General features: G+C 63.6%; 18 protein-coding genes, 1 tRNA gene and 1 pseudogene. 12 read left to right on the forward strand and 8 right to left on the reverse strand.

Annotation, left to right across the window (positions count from 1 at the left end; genetic code table 11):
- Nucleotides 1-53: 53 nt before the first annotated feature.
- Entirely contained in the window at nucleotides 54-824 is a 771-nt protein-coding gene (locus CLV47_RS10065) for a VIT1/CCC1 transporter family protein (protein ID WP_202862496.1), read from the reverse strand.
- Nucleotides 825-926: 102 nt separating this feature from the next.
- Between CLV47_RS10065 and CLV47_RS10070 the strand changes: the two genes are divergently transcribed.
- From CLV47_RS10070 to CLV47_RS10100, 8 genes are all read left to right on the forward strand, one after another.
- Nucleotides 927-1,973, forward strand: a complete 1,047-nt coding sequence (locus tag CLV47_RS10070) for a SurA N-terminal domain-containing protein (protein ID WP_170111025.1) — start codon at nucleotides 927-929, stop codon at nucleotides 1,971-1,973.
- Nucleotides 1,966-2,586 carry a nucleoside triphosphate pyrophosphohydrolase gene (locus CLV47_RS10075; RefSeq protein WP_202862497.1) on the forward strand — a complete coding sequence of 207 codons (621 nt, stop codon included), beginning with the start codon at nucleotides 1,966-1,968 and terminating at the stop codon, nucleotides 2,584-2,586. The genes CLV47_RS10070 and CLV47_RS10075 overlap by 8 nt, the downstream gene beginning before the upstream one ends.
- 131 nt (nucleotides 2,587-2,717) lie before the next feature.
- Nucleotides 2,718-4,001, forward strand: a complete 1,284-nt coding sequence (gene eno, locus CLV47_RS10080; RefSeq protein ID WP_106348904.1) for a phosphopyruvate hydratase — start codon at nucleotides 2,718-2,720, stop codon at nucleotides 3,999-4,001.
- Nucleotides 3,970-4,245 carry a hypothetical protein gene (locus CLV47_RS22030; protein WP_170111026.1) on the forward strand — a complete coding sequence of 92 codons (276 nt, stop codon included), beginning with the start codon at nucleotides 3,970-3,972 and terminating at the stop codon, nucleotides 4,243-4,245. Before eno ends, CLV47_RS22030 begins: the two co-directional genes overlap by 32 nt.
- 28 nt (nucleotides 4,246-4,273) lie before the next feature.
- Nucleotides 4,274-4,633 carry an FtsB family cell division protein gene (locus tag CLV47_RS22035; RefSeq protein ID WP_170111027.1) on the forward strand — a complete coding sequence of 120 codons (360 nt, stop codon included), beginning with the start codon at nucleotides 4,274-4,276 and terminating at the stop codon, nucleotides 4,631-4,633.
- Entirely contained in the window at nucleotides 4,630-5,169 is a 540-nt protein-coding gene (locus tag CLV47_RS10090) for a DUF501 domain-containing protein (RefSeq protein WP_106348906.1), read from the forward strand. The genes CLV47_RS22035 and CLV47_RS10090 overlap by 4 nt, the downstream gene beginning before the upstream one ends.
- The gene (locus tag CLV47_RS10095; RefSeq protein ID WP_106348907.1) at nucleotides 5,166-6,080 is read left to right on the forward strand and encodes a Ppx/GppA phosphatase family protein; all 915 of its coding nucleotides are present in this window, start codon (nucleotides 5,166-5,168) and stop codon (nucleotides 6,078-6,080) included. The genes CLV47_RS10090 and CLV47_RS10095 overlap by 4 nt, the downstream gene beginning before the upstream one ends.
- Before the next feature lie 147 nt (nucleotides 6,081-6,227).
- Entirely contained in the window at nucleotides 6,228-8,036 is a 1,809-nt protein-coding gene (locus tag CLV47_RS10100) for a putative alpha/beta hydrolase (RefSeq protein WP_146135349.1), read from the forward strand.
- Here CLV47_RS10100 and CLV47_RS10105 read toward each other — a convergent pair.
- From CLV47_RS10105 to CLV47_RS10125, 5 genes are all read right to left on the reverse strand, one after another.
- Nucleotides 8,033-8,644: a TetR/AcrR family transcriptional regulator gene (locus CLV47_RS10105; protein WP_170111028.1), complete on the reverse strand. Its 612-nt coding sequence runs from the start codon at nucleotides 8,642-8,644 to the stop codon at nucleotides 8,033-8,035. The two genes, CLV47_RS10100 and CLV47_RS10105, sit on opposite strands and share 4 nt — an antisense overlap.
- Nucleotides 8,644-10,749 carry a YhgE/Pip domain-containing protein gene (locus tag CLV47_RS10110; RefSeq protein ID WP_106348910.1) on the reverse strand — a complete coding sequence of 702 codons (2,106 nt, stop codon included), beginning with the start codon at nucleotides 10,747-10,749 and terminating at the stop codon, nucleotides 8,644-8,646. Before CLV47_RS10110 ends, CLV47_RS10105 begins: the two co-directional genes overlap by 1 nt.
- A gap of 3 nt (nucleotides 10,750-10,752) precedes the next feature.
- Entirely contained in the window at nucleotides 10,753-11,436 is a 684-nt protein-coding gene (locus tag CLV47_RS10115; protein ID WP_106348911.1) for a P-loop NTPase family protein, read from the reverse strand.
- 113 nt (nucleotides 11,437-11,549) lie between these two features.
- On the reverse strand, nucleotides 11,550-11,951 hold the full coding sequence (locus CLV47_RS10120) for a DUF4235 domain-containing protein (protein WP_146135350.1): 402 nt from the start codon (nucleotides 11,949-11,951) through the stop codon (nucleotides 11,550-11,552).
- An 88-nt stretch (nucleotides 11,952-12,039) separates the two neighbouring features.
- Nucleotides 12,040-13,233, reverse strand: coding sequence for a polysaccharide deacetylase family protein (locus CLV47_RS10125; RefSeq protein ID WP_106348913.1), 1,194 nt, complete (start codon nucleotides 13,231-13,233; stop codon nucleotides 12,040-12,042).
- A 191-nt stretch (nucleotides 13,234-13,424) separates the two neighbouring features.
- On the opposite strand from CLV47_RS10125, the gene CLV47_RS10130 reads away from it, so the two are divergent.
- The 3 genes and pseudogenes from CLV47_RS10130 to CLV47_RS22775 all read left to right on the forward strand — a co-directional run.
- A tRNA-Leu gene (locus CLV47_RS10130) sits at nucleotides 13,425-13,497 on the forward strand.
- Nucleotides 13,498-13,741: 244 nt separating this feature from the next.
- On the forward strand, nucleotides 13,742-14,194 hold the full coding sequence (locus CLV47_RS10135; protein WP_146135351.1) for a hypothetical protein: 453 nt from the start codon (nucleotides 13,742-13,744) through the stop codon (nucleotides 14,192-14,194).
- Between the two features lie 141 nt (nucleotides 14,195-14,335).
- Nucleotides 14,336-14,737 (forward strand): annotated as a pseudogene (locus CLV47_RS22775) (BTAD domain-containing putative transcriptional regulator); the annotation flags it as partial.
- Here the strand turns inward: CLV47_RS22775 and CLV47_RS21815 are convergent.
- Together CLV47_RS21815 and CLV47_RS10145 are read right to left on the reverse strand one after the other, a co-directional pair.
- Nucleotides 14,658-15,104: a hypothetical protein gene (locus tag CLV47_RS21815; protein WP_146135352.1), complete on the reverse strand. Its 447-nt coding sequence runs from the start codon at nucleotides 15,102-15,104 to the stop codon at nucleotides 14,658-14,660. The pseudogene CLV47_RS22775 and the gene CLV47_RS21815 overlap by 80 nt on opposite strands.
- Nucleotides 15,105-15,433: 329 nt before the next feature.
- A complete protein-coding gene (locus CLV47_RS10145) occupies nucleotides 15,434-15,979 on the reverse strand; it encodes a hypothetical protein (protein ID WP_146135353.1) in 546 nt (181 codons plus the stop codon).
- 614 nt (nucleotides 15,980-16,593) lie between these two features.
- Here CLV47_RS10145 and CLV47_RS10150 point away from each other — a divergent pair.
- Nucleotides 16,594-19,653, forward strand: a complete 3,060-nt coding sequence (locus CLV47_RS10150) for an AfsR/SARP family transcriptional regulator (RefSeq protein ID WP_202862498.1) — start codon at nucleotides 16,594-16,596, stop codon at nucleotides 19,651-19,653.
- Nucleotides 19,654-19,940: the final 287 nt, after the last annotated feature.

Consider the following 19,940-nt stretch of genomic DNA (forward strand, 5'->3'; position numbering starts at 1 on the left):
TTGTACCGATATGCCGCGCGGTATGTCCGTTTGCGCAGGATGTCTCGTGTGCCTCAGCTGACCGGCGTATTGAAAAGCGTGCCGATGCCGTACGTCGCGGCCATGGCGACGGCGCCGCCGACGACCAACCTGAGAGTCGCGCGCGGGCGGGAGCCGCCGCCGATCGCCGCGCTCACGTAACCGGTGATGGCCAGCGCGATCAGTACGACGACGAAGGTGGTGACCGCACGCCACGCCGGCGGCGGCAGCAAGATGGCCGCGAGCGGCAGCGCGGCGCCGATCGTAAACGCGATCGCCGAGGCGATGGCCGCGTTGATCGGGTTGGTTAGGTCGTCGGGGTCGATGCCCAGCTCGGCGTCGAGATGCGCGGCGAGGACGTCGTGCTCGGTCAGCTCCTGAGCAACTTGGTGTGCGGTCGTTGGATGAAGACCCTTCTTCTCATAGATCGCGGCCAGTTCCGCCAGCTCGGCCTCCGGGTCTTCGTGCAGCTCCAGTTTTTCCTTGGCGATCAGATCGCGCTCGGCATCTCGCTGACTGCTGACCGAGACGTACTCGCCGAGGGCCATCGACACCGCGCCCGCGACCATTCCGGCAATTCCTGCGGTGAGCAGGGTGCCCTGGTTGGTGGTGGCGCCGGCTACACCGACGACGAGTCCGGCGACCGAGACGATGCCGTCGTTGGCGCCGAGTACGCCGGCGCGCAGCCAGTTGAGGCGGTCATTGTGGCCGCTGTCGTGTTCTTCGCCATCGTGTTGGATCCGAACATCTGGATCAGACATTTTGGAGTTGGACGGGTCGGTATCAGGAGCGGAGTGATCAGGCACGGGTATATCGAATCACGTCGCGCCCGTAGCCGTCGTACCTCACTTAGGGTTGTGTGAGAAAGTGGACCGTCGTATCTGCAGTTCTCGGAAGGATCATTCTCAGTGGCCGCATCAGCACGTCGTCGCCTTATCGGAGGCATCCTCGGTCTATTCATCGGGGCCGCCGGGCTGAGCGCCTGCTCCAACTCCAATGACATCGTCGCGCAGGTGGGTAGCCAGACCATCACCGTGACACAGTTCGACAAGGCGGTGCAGGAGGCCTACAGCGACCCGGTCATCGGCAAAAAGGCGAAGAAAGAGGGTGCGACCTATCGGCAGACCCTCCTGACCCAGATGATCCAGAGCGACGCGATGCGGCAGATCGCTAAAAAGCAGGGGATCGCCAACTCCGCTGCAGACATCAAAGCATTCGAGAAGACCCTATTCCAGGGTCAGACGGCCGAGGAACTGCAGAAGTCCGTGGCGGCGGGCGGCACCCTGTACACCGTTGAGGCGATTCACGAGGAGGCCGAGAAGGGCCTGGTCTCCATCGCTCTCGGTGAGCGGTCGCTGGGCAAGACCGAAGCCGAGCTGACCGCGGCCGCTGCACAGACCTTGGCCGGGAGTTCCAAGAAGCTCGATCTTCGCTATGTTCTCGCGCCGGACGCGGAGGCAGAGGGCTACTTGAATGAGTTGAAGGCAGGCACCACTACCCTCGACAAGCTCGGCGCAGCGCTAGGTCCGGCGACGGACGGCAGCCCGCAGCCGCTCGAAGAGCCGTCGGTGGATCTGTCGCAACAGCCCGCCCAGATCAAGCAGGCACTGGCCGGCGTTCCACAAGGCGGGTTCGCCGCGATTTCGTCCGGGCAGGGGACCACGTTGCTCGTGCAGGTCGCCGCCATCACCAACCTGCCCGCCGACCAGCTGCAGGCGCAGGCGCAGAGCCAGGCGCAGCAGCAGATCAGCCAGGCCGGACTGACCGCGGCCGCCAAGCTCGCTAAGAAGCTCAACATCAAGGTCAACCCGCGTTACGGCACGCTGCAGAGCCCGAGCCAGGACCTGCCGAGCATCACCGGTTCCTCGCCGTCGACGTTCAAGACGCCGCCGGCGAAGAAAAAGTCCAGCGCGCCGGCGCAGCCGGCTGTTCCCGGTGCCACCACTGGTGGCTGACCTCACGGGGCTTGCGCGTGCGGTGCAGATCATGGACCGGCTGCGAAGCGCCGGCGGATGTCCCTGGGACGCCGAGCAGACGCACCAGTCGCTGAAGAAATACCTGCTGGAAGAGGCCTACGAAGCCGTTGACGCGATCGACTCGGGCGATCGTGACCACCTTCGGGAGGAGCTCGGCGACGTCTTGCTGCAGGTGCTGTTTCACGCTCGGATCGCAGCGGAACACTCGACCGACCCGTGGCAGGTCGACGACGTCGCGAACGAGTTGGCCGACAAGCTCGTACGCCGCCACCCGCACGTCTTCGCCGACGTGCACGTCGACGGCGCGGACGAGGTCAACGCAAACTGGGAGACGATCAAGGCCTCGGAGAAGCGGCGGACCGGGACGTACGACGGGGTGGTGTGGGCACAGCCCGCACTATCACTGGCGGCCGCGGTCCTTCGCCGAGCAGCGCGCGCCGGAACCGGTCTCGAGCTCGACGGCCCGCCCGAGGATGCCGAAGAGCGTATCGGCCGCGACCTATTGCAGTTGGCCGAGCAGGCCTCGGCCGTCGGTGTTGACCCGGAGCTCGCGTTACGCCGCGTAGTACGGAAGGCTGCCGGCGCCGAGTAGTCCCGGCGTGCGCGGTGCCTGCAGATCGGTCGCAGATCACACGGTATGCCGTCGCGACGCAGCGCCATATGGTCGATATCGTTGTACAGACGCCCCGGCGCGGCGTGATAACCCATCTCTAAGGAGTTTCTGTGGCCAGCATTGAGGCAGTCGGTGCACGCGAAATACTCGACTCGCGGGGCAATCCGACGATCGAGGTCGAGGTCGTGCTCGACGATGACACCTTCGCGCGGGCGGCCGTACCCAGTGGTGCATCCACCGGCGCGTTCGAGGCCGTGGAGCTACGAGACGGCGACAAGAAGCGTTACGGCGGCAAGGGCGTACTCAAGGCCGTTACCGCGGTCCTCGACGTTATCGGACCGGAACTGGTCGGGTACGACGCGGAAGAACAGCGTCTGATCGACCAGCGTCTGAACGAGCTTGACGGCACCAAGGACAAGTCCAAGCTCGGCGCCAACGCGATGCTCGGGGTCTCGCTGGCCGTGGCCCGCGCCGCCGCCGAGAGCGCCGAGTTGCAGCTTTTCCGGTACGTCGGCGGGCCCAGCGCCCACGTACTTCCGGTGCCGTTGTTCAACATCGTCAACGGCGGCGCGCATGCCGACAACAACGTCGATGTGCAGGAGTTCATGATCGCGCCGATCGGGGCCGCGTCGTTCTCCGAGGCGATGCAGTACGGCACCGAGGTCTACCACTCCCTCAAGGCGGTCCTCAAGACCAAGGGTCTGTCAACCGGGCTCGGCGACGAAGGCGGGTTCGCGCCCGACCTGGCAGGCAACCGCGAAGCCCTCGAGCTCATCAGCACCGCGATCGAGAAGGCCGGTTTCAAGGTAGGCAGTGACATCGCGTTCGCGCTGGACGTGGCGGCGACGGAATTCTGCGCAAAGAACAAATACACCTTTGAAGGCAAGAAGCAAACCGCCGACCAGATGGTGGCCTACTACGAGTCGCTGTTGGCGGACTTCCCGATTGTGTCTTTCGAAGACCCCCTCGACGAGGAGGACTGGGACGGCTGGGCCGCGTTGACCGCGCAGCTCGGCGACAAGGTCCAGCTCGTCGGCGACGATCTGTTCGTCACCAACCCCGAGCGTCTGCAGCGTGGCATCGACGCCGGCGCCGCCAACGCACTTCTGGTCAAGGTCAACCAGATCGGCACGCTGACCGAGACTCTCGACGCGGTCAACCTCGCGCACCGCAACGGCTACCGTTGCATGATGTCGCATCGCTCAGGGGAGACCGAGGACACGACGATCGCCGACCTAGCCGTCGCCACCGACTGCGGCCAGATCAAGTCCGGCGCGCCGGCTCGGTCCGAGCGGGTCGCCAAATACAACCAGCTGTTGCGGATCGAGGAAGAGCTCGACGACGCGGCACGATACGCCGGCCGTGGCGCATTTCCCCGCTTCGCGAGCAAGTAAGGGCACACCACACTCCGATGGCATCATCTTCGTCCCGGTCGCCAGCACCCCGCCGCTCGTCGCGGCGGGGGCCGGCGGCAACCTCCGGCCGGTCCTCGGCGTCTCGCGCTCGCTCGAGCCGTCCGTCGGCGCGCGCCACGAGCCGGCCGACCAAACGTCCGGCGGATCGACCAACGCGCGTACGACGCACCGCGGCGCAGCCCACCCGCGTCACGCCCGCCACCGCATCCCGGGCGCGCAGTAGGCCCGGCGGTATCACCGGCCGGACGATCGTGCTTAGCATCCTAGTGATCGGTGTCGTACTACTGCTGATCCTGCCGGTATCCAACTACCTTCACCAGAAGTCACAGATCGACCAGCTGCAGCAGCAGATCGCAGATCGCAAACAGCAGATCAGCAAGCTGACTGATAAGAATCAGCTCCTCGATGACCCGACTTACATCAAGGCGCAGGCTCGCGAGCGACTCAACTATGTCTTGCCTGGGGACAAGGTGTACGTCGTATCCAACAACGGCCCCGGTTCACCGACAGACACGAAGAAGAAAAAGACCGCAAAAGAGAAGAAGAAACAGGCCGGCTCGGCGCTGACCGACCTCGCGAAGTCGATCGAAGAAGCCGACAAGGGCAAATGACCGACTCGCGTGAGCAGCACGAACCGTTGACCGACGAGGATCGAGTGGCCGTCCATCACCAGCTCGGCCGTGAGCCGCGTGCGATGCGTGCGGTCGGGCATCGTTGCCCGTGCGGCCTGGTCGATGTCGTACAGACCTCGCCGCGGTTGGAGGACGGTACGCCGTTTCCGACGATGTACTACTTGACCTGCCCGCGCGCCGCGTCCGCGATCGGCACGCTTGAGGCCGGCGGGATGATGCGTGAGATGACCGACCGGCTCGGCACCGACCCGGATCTCGCCGCGAAGTATCGCGCGGCCCATGAGGACTACCTCGCGCGGCGCGACTCGATGGAGTCACTTGGCCACGCGATCACCGCCGGCGGCATGCCAGACCGGGTCAAATGTCTGCACGTGCTCGTCGCGCACTCACTCGCTGCCGGGCCCGGTGTCAATCCGCTCGGCGACGAGGCGCTCGCTGCTCTCCCCGAATGGTGGAAGTCTGGGCCCTGCGTCGATGTCGAGGCGCCGCTGCCCAAGAAGCCCCGCAAAGCATGACGAGCCGCCGGGTCGCGGCCATCGACTGCGGGACCAACACGATTCGGCTGCTTATAGGCGATGTCGTCGATGGTCGCGTTGTCGAGTTGTGTCGGTTGATGGAGACTAACCGGCTCGGTGCCGGCCTCGGCGCCACGGGATTGATCAGCGCCGAAGCGTTGGACCGCAGTGCCGTGGCGTTGTCCTCGTTCGCAGTCCAGATCGAGAAGTTCCAGCCGGAAACCGTGCGTATGGTCGCTACTAGTGCCAGTCGCGATGCTCGCAACAGTGGCGACTTCATCGAGCTCGCGCGTGCGTCGGTCGGCGTACGGCCCGAGGTGATCACCGGCCGCGAAGAGGCGCAGCTGTCCTTCGCCGGGGCGACCGTCGGGCTCGATCCGAGCGTCCGCAGGTTGGTGATAGACATCGGTGGCGGGTCGACCGAGTTCGTCGTCGGCGACCGTGAGGTACGCGGCTCGCATTCGACCGACATGGGCTGCGTTCGACTTACCGAACGTCACCTTAAGCATGACCCTCCTACTGCCGATGAGCTGACCGCTGTGCGTTCAGATGTCGTGGTGGCGATCGACGAGGCCCGGGGACAGGTCGACTTCGACGACGCGGCCCAGATCGTCGGGGTCGCGGGGACCGTGACGACCATTGCCGGTATTGCGCTCGGGCTTCCCGCGTACGACGCCGCCGCTATCCACCAGTCCGTCGTATCGGCCGCGCAGATCGCGGAAATCACTGAGATGTTGACCCGGGCGGACTTTGCCACCAAGCGGGACATCCCGGTCATGCACCCGGGCCGTGTCGACGTGATCGCGGCCGGTGCGCTCATCCTGGACACGGTCATGCAGGAGCTCGAATTCGCTGAACTGACTGCCAGCGAGACCGACATCCTGCATGGCATCGCGCTGTCGATCGGCTAGCTACCGTCCCGGGCTCCGACCAGATTGGTTATCCACAGAGCAGCGTGTCATCCACAGAGCCGCCGTGATGCGGCGCGTCCTGTCGTGCGTACTGCGTAACTTCGTGATCGAGCAAGTGATCTGACAACTCGGTTCAAGGACGTGGCGATGGCAGCCCCAATTACATTCGACAGTCTGGTCGGTTACGCGATCGCCAATCCGCTAGCGATCTGCGAGTCTGTGCTGGTCGCCAATCCGGTCGAGGTCGAGGCGTTGGGCGCGGTGTTTCGGGCTGCCGGCGCCAGTACGGCGGAGTCTGCGATGTGTGCGCTTGAAGCGGCGCAGCTCGCTGATGCTGCGGGCATGATCGACGACAAGACCCCCGTCCAGCTCATGGCCGAGGTTACCGCGACCAAGGACACCCTCGACGTCAACTCGGCCCAACTCGATCTGATCGGCGGCCTTCTGTCGGAGGTTGGTAGCCAGATCCATTTGGTACAGGCAAAATTGAACTCGCTCCTAGACATGATGTACGCCGAGATCGCGACCGCGGCGTCGATGTATGAGTGCGCCGTACCGTACGACCCGGCCAATGACGCGGCGCTGCATGAGCAGTGCGCGCAAGCTGCACTCGCGTCGATCAACACGACGGCTACCTCGGTAAACGCGGTCGTCGACGGGTACGACGCGTTCCTGACCGACCATCTCGCTACGCTGCAGGAAGACTACGGCTACGTCCCGCCGGCCGCCCTTAATGACGGCGCCGCACTCGGAAATGATCCGGCGTACGTGTCGCTGACGACGGGAATGCCTGGTGCATCGGCACCACCAGGACAAGTGCAACAGTGGTGGAACGAACGCAGCGCCGCAGAAAAGGTCTGGCTGATCGACAACGAAGGGGCCGCGCTGTCGATGATGCACGGGCTGCCGGCGCTCGTGCTCAATCTAGTCAACAGGCGCGAGCTCACCGACGATGCGTCCAGCATCGACGCCCAAGTAGCCATGGTCGAAACGCAGAAGGCGTCGCTTATGCAGATCCTCGGTGTGAGCGTTGCGAGCGACGTGTTCGACCATCCCGATATCCGGGCCTCCAACCCGGGCGCCGCAGACGAGCTTGCCGGAGTGCTGCCGGTACTCGCCGCGCTGAAAGTGAAGCAAGCCAACATCCACGGCGTCGAAGACGGCGCGAAGGCCGTCGCGATGGCCGACGGTACGGCGATCAAGACCTATCTTTTGGACTACGACGACTTGGGATCGGCCGATGATGGGGAAGCGGTCATCGCGATCGGCAACCCCGATGAGGCCGCCGACATCGCCGTGATCGTGCCGGGCACGACGAGCAGCGCCCGGACCATGAGCGACTACGTCGGCTCCGGCGGCAATCTTTACGCGGAGATGAACGATGTGGATCCGGACTCGAAGAAGTCGGTGATCGCCTACTTGGGGATGGACGCACCCGACACGCTTCCCGATGCATCGCTACCTATCTACGCAAATGAAGCGGCACCGGAGCTCGCGGCCGATATCGCGGGCTACACCGAGTCCAATCTTGTGGCCACCGGCGCCGATCCGCATGTCACCGTGATCGGACACTCCTACGGATCGCTGGTGGTCGGGGCGGCACTGGAATCGGGTGATTTGATCGCTGATGACGTGATCTTCGTCGGATCGCCTGGCGTCGGCGTCAAGAATGTGGACGAGCTCAACATGGACGGTAGCCACGTTTATGTCGGGCTACTGCCCGACGATGCGATTAGCAACGCCAATGACTTCTTCGATATGAAGGCAGGTTCAACCCTCGGAGTGCCGGACGGCGCCTGGTTTGGCCACAACCCGGCGCGCGAGTCCTTTGGCGGCACGGTCTTCGACACCGATACGGACGGTGACCATGGAGACTACTTCGACTACGGCACAACACAACTGGACAATATGGCGGCGGTCGCAACCGGCCAGTACGACGAGGTCACGCTCGACTAATCACTCGCACCGAGGATGAGCATGACGGTCTCGAGCACTTCGGCGCGCGGCCGCTCAGGTGTGTAGACCCGCCAGTCCAGCGCAATGACGAACGTCGTGCTCCACATGCCGGCGGCCGCGACCCTGGCCGGCAGGTCTGGATGAAGCCGCCGTAGCGTCGGGGTTCGCTCTATGAGCGCCTCAGCGATCGCCAGCAGCTCTTCGCGCATGGCGGCCAACTGGTCGTGCCACGTGCTGCGCGAGCGCCACAGCTCGGTCGCCAAGAGCTGCGCGAAGGCGGTATTGGCCTCGATGAAGGACAGCACTGATTCGGTCATCGCGCGAACCGCTAAGTGCGGGTCGTCGGCGCGCGCTGCGTCTTTCATGCTCGCGACCAGCAGACTCACGCGGTCGTCGATCAGGGCCGCGATGAGCGCGTCTTTGCTGTGGAAGTTGTAGTAGACGGTGCCTTTGGCGACGCCTGCGGCCGCAGCGATCTCGTCGACACTGACTTGCTCCACGGCGCGTTCGCCGATGAGCTTCGTCGCCGCGGCGTACAGCTTCTCTCGAGTTGCGAGGGTCCGTGCGCTGACTCCTCGGGCTGGCTTGTCCGCTCCGGTCACGCTCATTAGAGCACCAGCTCGGGACGTAGACGTTTGAGCGACCATCGGCGGTCCGAGCGTGCCGCCCAGGTAGACAACGCGAGTCCGAGGACCAGGTAGATCCCAAGGACCATCAAGTCGGTGCCGAGCGCGGGGAGGTAGGCGCCGTAAATCGTGTGCCGCAGCGCGTCGACGACGTACCCGAGCGGCAGGATCTGGTGCAGGATGTGCAGCGGCCCGGGGATTGTCTGCCACGGGAACGTTCCGCCGGCACTGACTAGCTGCAAAATGAGCAGGACCAGGCCGATGAACTTGCCGATGGCGCCGAACTTCGCATTGATACCGTGCAGGAGCGCGGTGAAAGACAACGCCGCAGCGGCGAGGATTCCGAAGGTCAGCCAGCCGTACGTCGGATCGATGCCGACGAGCGCCGTCGCGACGACGTACACGACGATCGCCTGTCCGATCCCGATGACGGCCGACGGCAGCCACCCGCCGAACGCGATCTGGAACGCCGACGCGCCTGAGGCGAGTGCGCGGTTGGACAGTGGGCGGACAAGGAGGAATAACACAAACGAGCCGATCCACATGCTCAGTGCAAGGAAGAACGGCGCCAGCCCGGCGCCGTAGTTGCCGGCCGACGACACGGCCGTGTTCTGTACTTCAAGAGGATTGCCGATCTGGTCAGCAGTCTTCGCGCGGGTGGATGCGTCAGGATTGGGCACCTCGCCCGCGCCGCTGCGTAGCTGGCTGCTCAGTTCGCCCGCGCCATCGGCGAGTTTGTGCGCGCCGGTAGACACCTCGCCCGCGCCGCTCGCGAGCTGCGAAGTGCCGTCTGCGAGTTTGTCCGTTCCCGTGACGGCCTGCTGCTCGCCGTCGGCAAGCTGGCCGGCTCCCGAATGTAGCTTCGCGGCGCCCGACGCGAGTTCGGCGGCGCCGGAGTTGGCTGCCGCAGCCCCTTCCGAGGCCTGCGCGATTCCGGATGCAAGGCTCGGCGCGGAGTCGGCGAGTTGTGCCGCGCCGTCCGCGACCTGCGAGGCGCCGGTGCCGAGCTGTTGTATCTTGCCGTTCGCGACTTGCAACTGAGCGACGCCCTGACTGATCGGGTTGATGAGCTGATCCAATGCGGCGGTGATTGCCGCGACCTGATCTGCCGGAACGCCCGCATCGACCAATGACTGGGTCAGCTGTGCGCGCACCGCCGGGGCGTCGGCGACGGCCTGGTTGACCGCATTAGCCAATGTCGCTGAGTATTGCGCGAGTTGTGCGTTGCCCGCGGCGACCTGCTGGGCGCCATCGGCGAGCTGCGCGGCGGACGACGGCAGTCCTTGCGTCGCGGCCTCGAGCTGGCCCAGGCCGTCGGCCAGTGTCGACGTGCCGGTGGCCAGGGCATTGGCACCGTCAGCAAGGGCACCGGAACCGGAGTTGAGCTGATTCGCGCCGTCGGCGAGCTGTTGTTGAGCGGTCGCGAGCGCGCTGGCGCCGGACGCGGCCTGCGCGGCGCCATCGGTAAGTTGATCCGCGCCGCTGGCGAGTTGGGCGGCGCCGGCGGCGAGTTGGTCGGCGCCGTCCGCCGCTTTGAGCAGCTGGGAGTGGACGTCGGAGAAGCCAAGCAGGAACTTATTGGCCGACTCCTCGCCGATGGTGGAGGCGACAGTTGAACGAACCGAGGAGCTGACCTTGTCCGCGATCGTGCCGACCAGATAGTTGTTGGCGTCGTTCGTCGTGACCTTGAGAGTCGCCTGCTGTGGTTTGAAGTTCTCCGCCGAGGTCAGTTCGCGCGAGAAGGTTGACGGGATCGTCAATGAGAATGCGTACGTGCCGTCCTCAACTCCCTTGGCGGCGGTCTCGGCGCTGACCACATGAAACTTGAAGGTGTCGCTCGTCTTGAGCTCGGTAGCGACGTCGGCGCCGGCGTGCACGATCGTGCCGTCGCTCTCGGTGATCTGCTGGTCGGAGTTGACAATGGCCGCGTCGACGTTCTGCAGCTTGCCGTACGGATCCCAGTTGGCATACAGATACGTCGCCGAGTAGAGCACCGGCACCAGCAGCATCGCGGCGATCGCGAGCTTCGGTAGTTTCCCGGTGGTGATCCGGCGTAGTTCGTTGAAGGCTAGGCGTAGCGCAATCATGTGTCAGTCCGTGGGTGATTCGTCGGTGCTGGACGCAGGTTCGTCAGGCAGGTCGGGAGTGTCGGGTTGGTCGGGCAGATCGGTCGCACCGATGGCGTACGCCGCGACGCCGAGCAGCTCGATGGAACGCCGGTCGCACAGCACAACTACCGCGAGTCCTGCCTCGGCGTACGACGTGGCGATCTGCTGCCAGGCGTGCGGGTTGCCACCGAACCGGTCCGGGCAGTCCAGCACGAGCAGCTGGACGCCGCGGCGCTCGACGGCTAGCGCGCACAGGATCGACGTACGGGTGGCGGAGGGGACGATCTCGATCGGGTCGGCGGCGATGGCCTCGAGGTTGCGGTCGCGTAGCCATAGGCGTACTGCCTTGCGCCCCGACTGGCGTCCGGCTAACGCGAGGTCCTCGGCGACAAGCTCGCGCACCTTCAACTCGTCACCGGGAGCGGTGACGTCAGGGGAGTCCACGAGCGCGCTGGATGCCGGCAGTGGAGCGTGCAAGTTTTCCGCCTCGACGGTGCCGGACGACAGCGTGATCCGCCCGGTGAGCGCGAGCCCTAGTGCAGTGCAGCCGGCGCCCGGGTAGCCGGCGACGTAGGTGACGGTGCCCGCCTCCGCGATCAGCGAGGTCGGGGGGACCAGCGGTTCGTACCGGCCGTCGACCGATACGTCCCGAGCGACGACCCTCATCGCAAATCTCCTTAAACTGACCAGTCAGTGCAAAGATGATTCTGCGCTTCTCTACCGAGGTCGGGCAAGGGGAATGAAGGTTAGCGCGGTGTGTTCTGCGTCGCCGGTGGTGCCTACTTGAGTACCTTTTTGTTCATCGTGAGCCCGGCGGTCTCGCCCGCGTCGCCCGCGCCGTGCACCGCATCGCGCTTCTCGGACGGCGGATTCTTGCCGGTCACCCAGCGGGATACCTCTTCCGCGCTGCGTTCGGCGATGACGCGCACGGCGATGACACTCATCGCCGTGAGCGCGGCCCACATGAGCGCGTCGACGACGCCCGGCTCTTCGACGGTGGGCGGTTCTTCGTCGTTCTTGAGGGCCTTTTTCTTTGCTTTGAGCTGTTCCTTGTGTCGCTTGGACGAGGGCGGCTCGGTCCCGGTGGCGCTGCGCCACGAGGCCTCCATCTTCTTGGAGATGAAGGACTGCACGGGGATCGCGATGATCGCGCTAACTACTTTCGAGCCCAGTCCAGCCACGGGATCTTCCTCTCGATCTATCGACATCTCAACGCTTCGGCAGCGTTGGCAGTCTCAACCGTAACGGATCGCTCGGCCGCGGCGCAGTCTAGTTAGCCGTCGGAGGCTGGGCGAGCAGCCCGGCGAGAATGGCGGGGTCCTGGACGGCCATCCACTTCAGGACGTTCTGGTACGTCGTACACACGGTTTCTGGCTTGTTGCAGGCCGCCGCCATGAAGGCGTCGACGGCCGGGTTGAAGGCATTTCCCGACCAGTTGTTGAAATGGTTGCCGATGACCAATGGCGCCCGGTTGCCGTTCAGGGCGGCGGCGTACATCGACTGATAGGTGTCGAGCACCATCTTGGTGAACTCCGGTGCCCGCCCGGGTTCGTCCTTCGCTTTGTTGAACTTGTACCAGAAGTTGTAGTCCATCGCGATGACCTTGGTGCCAAGCGCGGGAACCGTCACGCTCGGCATCCAGAATTCCCAGACTCCGTTGATCAGCGTCGGCCATTGGATTCCGTTACTGACTTTGCTTGTGTCATAGCGCATGTTGTGTGCCAGGAGCGCCGGGAAGTACTGATCGGAGTCGCCCTCAAGGCAGGGCGTGCGCTCACCTTGAATGTCTGCGGGCGTGACCGTCAGTTTCGGCGCGTCGGTGTAGCCGTTGATTTGCGCATAGTTGGTCAGGAAGGAGAAGAACTGGTCGAGTTCGCTGTTCCATGCCGCGGCGTCCCATTTGTTAGCACTGGGCTCCGCACCGGCACAGAAGTGTCCATTGAAGTGCGTGCCGATCTCATGACCGGCGGCCTTCGCCTTATTGAGGTCGTTGATCATCTGGTAGACCTCGTCCTTGGTCCCGCCGAAGCCGACCGAAGACTTCCCGGCCGCGTGCCCGGGTCCGACGTACGCCGATTTGTGTGCGTCGTCGAGGAGGTACAGCCCGGTAAGGAATCCGGTGAACTGGGCCTTGACCTTCTTTGCCGTAGCGCTGAAGGTCAGCCACTTCTGGTGGCTGCCCGCGCCGTCAAAGCTGAAGATAATGAACTGGGGCGGCTTTTCGCCAGACTTGAGCGCCTTGATCTCGAAGTTTGGGCCGCTCTGGCTTTTTGGCTTATTCGGCGCCGACGACTTCGACGACGCAGAAGGTGAACTTGATGGCGGCGACGACGATGAGACCGTGGACTCGTCCGCGGCGCTCTGAGTGCCGGTCTCACCACTGGTGGCAACCGTGATCGAAAACGCGATGACGACAACGACAGCGAGCGCGATGAGGTAAGCCTGCCCCCGCGGCAACTTCATTCTTGACACGTCTGATCCACCTGATTAAGACTGGCCAGTCACCCTTTAGCGCCACTCTAGGCAGTCGCCTCACTATGTCCCCACCTAATTTGGGTGTGTCGGCGAACAATCTGGTCACCCCGCGGCCGCGGGTCGCGCGTACGCCGCGATAATTAACCGCGCTAGGCTCGCGTGTCAGTGAGACGCGGCAGGCCCCCGTAGCCCAATGGCAGAGGCAGGCGACTTAAAATCGCCCAAGTGTGGGTTCGAGTCCCACCGGGGGTACTTCATGCGCAAGGCTCGAACCTTGGGCCCAAAGGAACCTTGGCCGAGGTTCGGGCCTTGTTGGTTTCCGTGGCCCAGGTCAGGGCGTTAGCGTTGACTTCGGGTCGAGCAGCATTTCGTAGACCGCTCAGCGTCTCCGACGAGGATGGCTGGACATCAGCGCATGTGAGCACGACGTGAGTGGTTCGTGTTTGCATGACTTCACGCTGGTCTGTTGACCATCTTCTGAAGGAGTTTGCCGACCATGAATATGAATGAGCGCCTGGCGGGTATTTCGATGCCACGCAAGATCGTTGCCGGCGCAGGCGTTGTGCTGCTGATCAACAGCTTCCTTCCGTGGTACCACATCAGCATCGGAGGTTTCGGCGGCGCCAGCGCCAGCGGCTGGCACGGCCTCGGCGTGATCACATGGCTGCTGGTCATCGGGCTCCTGGCCATCGAGGGCGCCCGTGCCGGCGGGGTGCTGCCATTGAACGACGGACAAGCAGAGTTGGCGTCGTTGGCCGCGTCAGCTGGCGCCGTGGTGTTTGGCCTGATCTACGTGATCGTGCGGCTGAGCGACGGTCACCTTGGCTTCGGGTTCTACATCGGCATTCTCGCCCTGGCGGGTCTGGCTTATGGCGCGTTGAGACTCTTCCAGGCCGGTGCTGCGATGACGGCGCTCAAAGGTTTGCAATCTTCGACTGAGAGTGATTGACCCTGACACCTGTGCTGGTGGTGAGGCAGGCGGCATGATGTTGGACGTTCGTGTGCTCGGGCCAGTGACCGTCCTCGTTCTAGAGCGTGAGCTCCCGTTGCGGGGAAGCGTGCAGCAGACGCTTTTTGCGCGTTCGAGGAACTCCGCCGAAAGGCCGCACAACTCCTGGTATCCGGCGATCTCGACCTGGCTGCTCGGTCGCTGCACGAATCACTCGACTTCTGGCACGGGCCCGCACTCACGGGCTTCCTCAACGTGCCGGTGTTGCGGGCCGAGGCCGCGAGGCTGGAGATACGTGCCAGTGTGCTGATTGATCGGATCGATGTCGATCTGTCCAGGGGAAAGCAGCGCGAGATCATTCCCGAGCTTCATGCTTTGGCCGAGGAGCAACCTTTAGTTGAGCGGCACTGGGAGGTTTATCTGGGGCTGGCAGCGTTACAGGCGACCAAGAACGTCCCGCCGTTCAACGACGTTGCAACAGGTAGACATACCCGCCGCCTACAGGGTTGTCCCACACCAAGGTGTCTTCATCCCACGCTGTGACGGTGTAACTGTACTTTCCGCCAGGAAGCTCGATCGTCGTACCGTTCAACACGATGTCGGCAGCGTTCTCGTCGTGGTCGGTGGCACCTGGGACGTGCTGGCAGTAGAGCATGCGATCCGGCGAAGGAAAGACATAACGGTGATCGTTGGTCGTTGCCACGAATCCGTTCCCCTCATCGGTGTGGGTATGTTGCCACGACCCCACGATCACCTCCGCCAACTCCCCGTCCTGGCCGACTGGCACCTCTGCAACGCCCGAGACTTTTGGCGATGCCCAGTCGCACGTCTCCTGTGGGACCTGAGCTTCGGCCGGCTCGTCGAGCGAGTCGGTATCTGCGGCCACAGCTGTCGATTCGGCAACTGGCATGTCGTCGCTCCCTCCACATGCGGTTACCAGCAGTATCGGCACGATCGGAACGAGCACAAGAATCCGGCGATATCGGTGAGGCGGCTTCATCATTTGCTCATGACCCCACAGTCAACGTGTCATCTGAACTGGAATGGAAAGAAATCTCCCACTTCGGTCCGGTTGCTTCCGTGGTGCCAGTGCGTGTGGTCTTCATCGTCGTTGTCCTTCTCACGTCAACTATTTACGGGTCTGCGGTCGGTAGTCTTGAATTCAACTGGCCTGTCGTGCTTGCACTGCACCAACACCTGGGGCCTCAAAAGGGTGGCGCCGACAGGCGAACCTGGAGCTCACCCAAGGGATTGGAAGGTGATGTCCTTGGGTGGCTGAAAGATGGACGAAGGGCCGCCGTAGACCACGCAATCGTGCGCGTTCTGGGACATGCGTTCCTTGAGCTCATCGCCACCGCCGTTAGTGGTGTCGCGACTCTTCACCCCGTCGCTGTCTCCTGGAACCTTCCAGGTGTAGAGGTACCCGTCCAGAGCGAGTATGTGAGACGTTCGTCCGTCGGGTTCGGGGATTTCCCAAAAGATGGCGCCGCGATCGAGGTAGATCGTCGCCTCGGGCGGAACCTCGCCGGTTGGGGACAGCGCCTTCAGACCGGCAAGTTCTTGTTCGTCGTAGGTGTAGCCGCACGTGATTGCCGCCGTGTGATCGAATCCAGCGGCCAAGGCTTCCTCATGGTCGAGAACCGGAGCGGTGTCGTCGGATTCAGTGTCAGTGCTGGGCGTGGCGGTACCAGATGACGAGGAAGTTGATGACGTGCCGGAGTCGCCGATCTCGTTGTCGGAGCCACCGCAGCCGGCCGACCCCAACACGAGGATTGCAGCCGTCACCCACGGCAGGGTGTGTTGCCGTAGGAGCCGCGTTGGTTTCATCTAGGACCTCACAGGGGGATTGTTGGGGAATTGATCACGGCGTGATCAATCGGGGTGTTGAAGCGCCGGCCGGGGAGCCGAACCCCGGCGAAGACGACGAGATCAGTCGGGTCCGCCACTGCGGGCAGTGCCAGGCGGACATGCATCAAGCGCACATCAACACCGGTGTCCATTCCTATGCGAAACCGCTCACGCGACGCTCACACGACGCGAGAGCGGGCCGTCACGACAGGCCGAATGAGGTTCGCTCCGCTGGGTCAGTCGCGAGACACGAGCTCGACGCTGGATGTTCGTGGAAGCGCTGGATGTTCCAGAGAAGGTAGGAGCAGATCAGCTCACTGCCATTGTCCTTCTTAACCTGCAATTCCGGATCGAGGAACGGTTCAAGGTGAGCGTTGCTAGTGTGTTGGTTTTGTCGGGTCGAGGGGTTTGTGGCGGTGCTGGACGTTCTTGTGCTCGGCCCGATGGCTGCGCGGGTTGATGGACGTGACCATCCGATACGTGGCGCCAAACAGCAAGCGCTCCTGGCGAGGCTGGCAGTTGCTCGCGGTAGACCGCTTCGCTCTGAGCAGGTGATTGCCGATTTGTGGGACGAGGATAGGCTCCGCGATCCGGCCCACGCCCTGCAAGCGCAGGTCTCGCGGTTACGGTCGACGCTTCCCATCGAGATCGAGTTCCTCCACGGCGGATACCGTGTCGACCCGACGACGTTCCGGACTGATGCTGCGCGTTTTGAGCGACTCTACAAGCAGAGCCGTTGGCTCCTGGCCGATGGAGATCTCAACCAGGCAGCCGATTGCCTGCATGAAGCACTCGGGCTGTGGCGCGGCGACGCCCTCGAAGGCCTGCACGCTGTTGCCGCACTACACATCGAATCGGTGAGATTGGCCAAACTGCACGCTGCGGCACTCGCGGACCGCATCGACGTGGACCTCGCGCTCGAACGAGGCGCCGCGATGGTGCCCGAACTCCATGTTCTTGTCGAAGAGCAACCGTTTCTTGAACGGCATTGGGGCCAACTGATGACGGCACTGTACAGCGGTGGTAACACTCATGAAGCCTTGGAGACCTTCTCCCGTGCCCGAGGAATTTTCGTCGAACATCTCGGTGTCGAGCCAAGCGGTGAACTATGCGGACTGCATATGCAGATATTGCGGGAGGAGCCGCCCGAATCGCTTCTACGTTTACCCACCGCAAGCACGGCTCGGGGTGAACCCGGGAACACAGACGACATCCCAAGGGACACGTCCGCGTTGTCGGTGACCTCAAACCGCCCCAGCGCCCTGCTGTCGCTCCTGGACGACAAGCGGGCGCTGATTCTGACCGGCCCTGCTGGGATCGGCAAGACTCACCTCTTGCGAACCCTTGCAGCTACTTTCGAGAGCCAGCATCGGCTGGCGCCGCTACTTTCAGCCAGCCCCCTCAGCAAGACCATCCCACTCGGCGTCTTCCTCGGCACGGCCGGTTCCATTCCCGAAGACCGGTTCACGCCAGCCGCGCTGATTGACTTCTTCACGCGTCAGCGATCCCAAGCGGTGCTGTTGGTGGACAACGTTGACCAACTGGATGACACCTCTCTCTTTGTCATCACGGCTCTGATCCGTACTTCCGGACTGCCAGCCGTCATGACCATTCATGACCTCAATAACGCTCCCCAAGAGATCACGGCGCTGTATGACAGTGGCGAACTCAGCCAGGTGGCGGTCGAGGGATTGACCGCCGCCGACGTCGATGAACTCGCTATCCACATGGTGGGCGGACCGCTGACTCCGGACACCCGGCCTCGCATTCTCGAAATCGCCAGCGGAAACCCACTGCACCTGCGAGAAATCATCACCGGATCGCTTCACGAAGGCCGCCTCGCCCACACCGTCCACGGCTGGGAGTTGCAGGGCACACCGACACCGACATCGCGGTTGGCGCGCCTGGTCGGTGAAAGGTTCGACGTACTGAACGACGCGGCGTTGGAGGCTGCGGCCTCGGTAGCCATCGCTGGCGAGTACCCGGCCGATGCTCTCGACGAATCCGATCGACGAGCGCTGGCTCGTGCCGATGTCCTGGAGTTCACCGAGCACGGGTGGCTTCGTCTGTCACATCCGCTGGATGCAGAGATTCTTCGCGCGCGTTGCTCCGATGTCTTGTGGCATGAACTCACCCGTGATGTGGTGCAGGTGCTGCTTGAGGGCGCACAAGAGCGACCCGAAGCGCGGCGCCGTGCACATGTCCTGGCCCTCGACCTGAATGAGGAGATCGACCCCGAAGCAACGATCGCGCTCGCCGAGCACGCGTTGGCCAGCTTCGATGAACGCCTTGCACTACGTGCCGCCGAGGCGGTCGTCGCTCGCATGCCTGCATCGGTCGATGGCCACCGGATCGCGGCGCAGGCGGCATCGGCGCTGAGGATGTCCGAGGTGGCCGATGAACACTTCGGTAGGGCCACCGAGAATGCCGTCACCGGGGCTGAACGGACAGCTGTGGCTTTGGCCCGCGGTTGTCATTTAGGGCTTGTTCATCACGATGCCGCCGAGGCCCTGAAAATCATCAATGAAGCGCTGACAGAAGTCGATGGACCCATTGAAGTCGCACATCTGCAACGCGCTCGGACGCGCTGGGCTGCCGTGGCGGGTCAGGGGGGCGAGGTGGCGAACGCGCCCGCTGAGGCTTCAGATGCCGCGAGCGCCTTGGGCATGATCACGGTTGGAGTATCAGGAGTGATCACCGGTCCACTCGAAGATGCCCAACGTGTTCTGCTCAGGCTGCGCGAGGTGCCCGATGACATCATCGATCTGGTACCTGGCGGTGCTGCGTTGATCGAATTGACCGAGATCATGGCGTTGTCCAACACCGGCGACGTCATCGCGACACGCCGGCGTTTGGAAGAGACGATCACTCAGACAACCGAACAGGCACCCGAGGCGCTCGGGATGTGGGAGTACGCGCTGGGTTTCAGCCACCTCCTGTCCGGCGACTCCAAACGGGCATACGAGATTGGCCAGTCGGCCGCCGCTCACTTGGCGTGGCGTGATGCTGCCGGACTGCTCCCAGCCGCCCAGGCACTTGCCGCCGCAGCAGCCCAGGCAAACGGGCGCACGACCGAGGCCCGCAAGCTCTTCGACGCCGTACCAGCCGCTGCCGCCCACGACCCCAAAGTCGTCATGCTGCGAGCCTGGGCAGACGCATGGCAAGCCAAGACCGAACGACGCGACGGGGACGCCGCACACACGCTCATCAATGCTGCACAGTGGATGCTCGCGGCGCAGCACACATTCTTCGCCGGAATGCTCGCACACTGTGCAGTACGCGTCGGCGCGGTCGGCGGCGGCGAGCAACTCAGTGATGCGGTCACGATTCTTCATGAGGCTGAGGCGGTCGCCGGTGGAGGACTGTTGGACATTTTTGTGCGTCACGGTGAGGCGACCCTCGCTGGCGACCATGCCGCACTGGACCTGATTGCCGGTGACGCCCATGAGTTGGGGATGGAGAGTACGGCCACCGATACGTGGCAGGCGCTGCTCCGCTCCTCTGATGAAACCTCACTGCCAGCGTCGAAAGAAAGACATTTGCGTAGATTGATCGGTCGCGTGCACACCGAGGCGCCAACGATGGTGCTGTGGACCGCGCTCGCTAGCTGAACCGCGTTCGCTGATTCGGCCTGTTAGTCGCGCTGGCCGGCAGCGCTCAGAGAGGTTTGCGCGATCCAACTGAACGCGCTACGCGCCCCGCGAGTCGGTGATGGAAGCTCAACGGGGCCGCCACTACTCTTGTAGACACGGCGTGATCAGCGAGAAGCTACGGTTTCCAGGGTCGGGGAAACGTTCTCAAACTCTCTAAGCAGGTGTACGCGTCGCCACGACTTAACTAGAATTTTATGTTGGGGGGAACACCAACCCCTCGTGCAACGTTCAATGTATGTAGGTTG

The sequence above is a fragment of the Antricoccus suffuscus genome, assembly GCF_003003235.1.
Lineage (GTDB): Bacteria > Actinomycetota > Actinomycetes > Mycobacteriales > Antricoccaceae > Antricoccus > Antricoccus suffuscus.

Excerpts from the sequence above, each read along its gene's own strand:
- CLV47_RS10090 (WP_106348906.1), top strand. The coding sequence starts at position 4,630 with ATGACCGACTCGCGTGAGCAGCACGAACCGTTGACCGACGAGGATCGA.
- CLV47_RS10095 (WP_106348907.1), top strand. The coding sequence starts at position 5,166 with ATGACGAGCCGCCGGGTCGCGGCCATCGACTGCGGGACCAACACGATT.
- CLV47_RS10100 (WP_146135349.1), top strand. The coding sequence starts at position 6,228 with ATGGCAGCCCCAATTACATTCGACAGTCTGGTCGGTTACGCGATCGCC.
- CLV47_RS10105 (WP_170111028.1), bottom strand. The coding sequence starts at position 8,644 with ATGAGCGTGACCGGAGCGGACAAGCCAGCCCGAGGAGTCAGCGCACGG.
- CLV47_RS10110 (WP_106348910.1), bottom strand. The coding sequence starts at position 10,749 with ATGATTGCGCTACGCCTAGCCTTCAACGAACTACGCCGGATCACCACC.
- CLV47_RS10115 (WP_106348911.1), bottom strand. The coding sequence starts at position 11,436 with ATGAGGGTCGTCGCTCGGGACGTATCGGTCGACGGCCGGTACGAACCG.
- CLV47_RS10125 (WP_106348913.1), bottom strand. The coding sequence starts at position 13,233 with ATGAAGTTGCCGCGGGGGCAGGCTTACCTCATCGCGCTCGCTGTCGTT.
- CLV47_RS10135 (WP_146135351.1), top strand. The coding sequence starts at position 13,742 with ATGAATATGAATGAGCGCCTGGCGGGTATTTCGATGCCACGCAAGATC.
- CLV47_RS21815 (WP_146135352.1), bottom strand. The coding sequence starts at position 15,104 with ATGCCAGTTGCCGAATCGACAGCTGTGGCCGCAGATACCGACTCGCTC.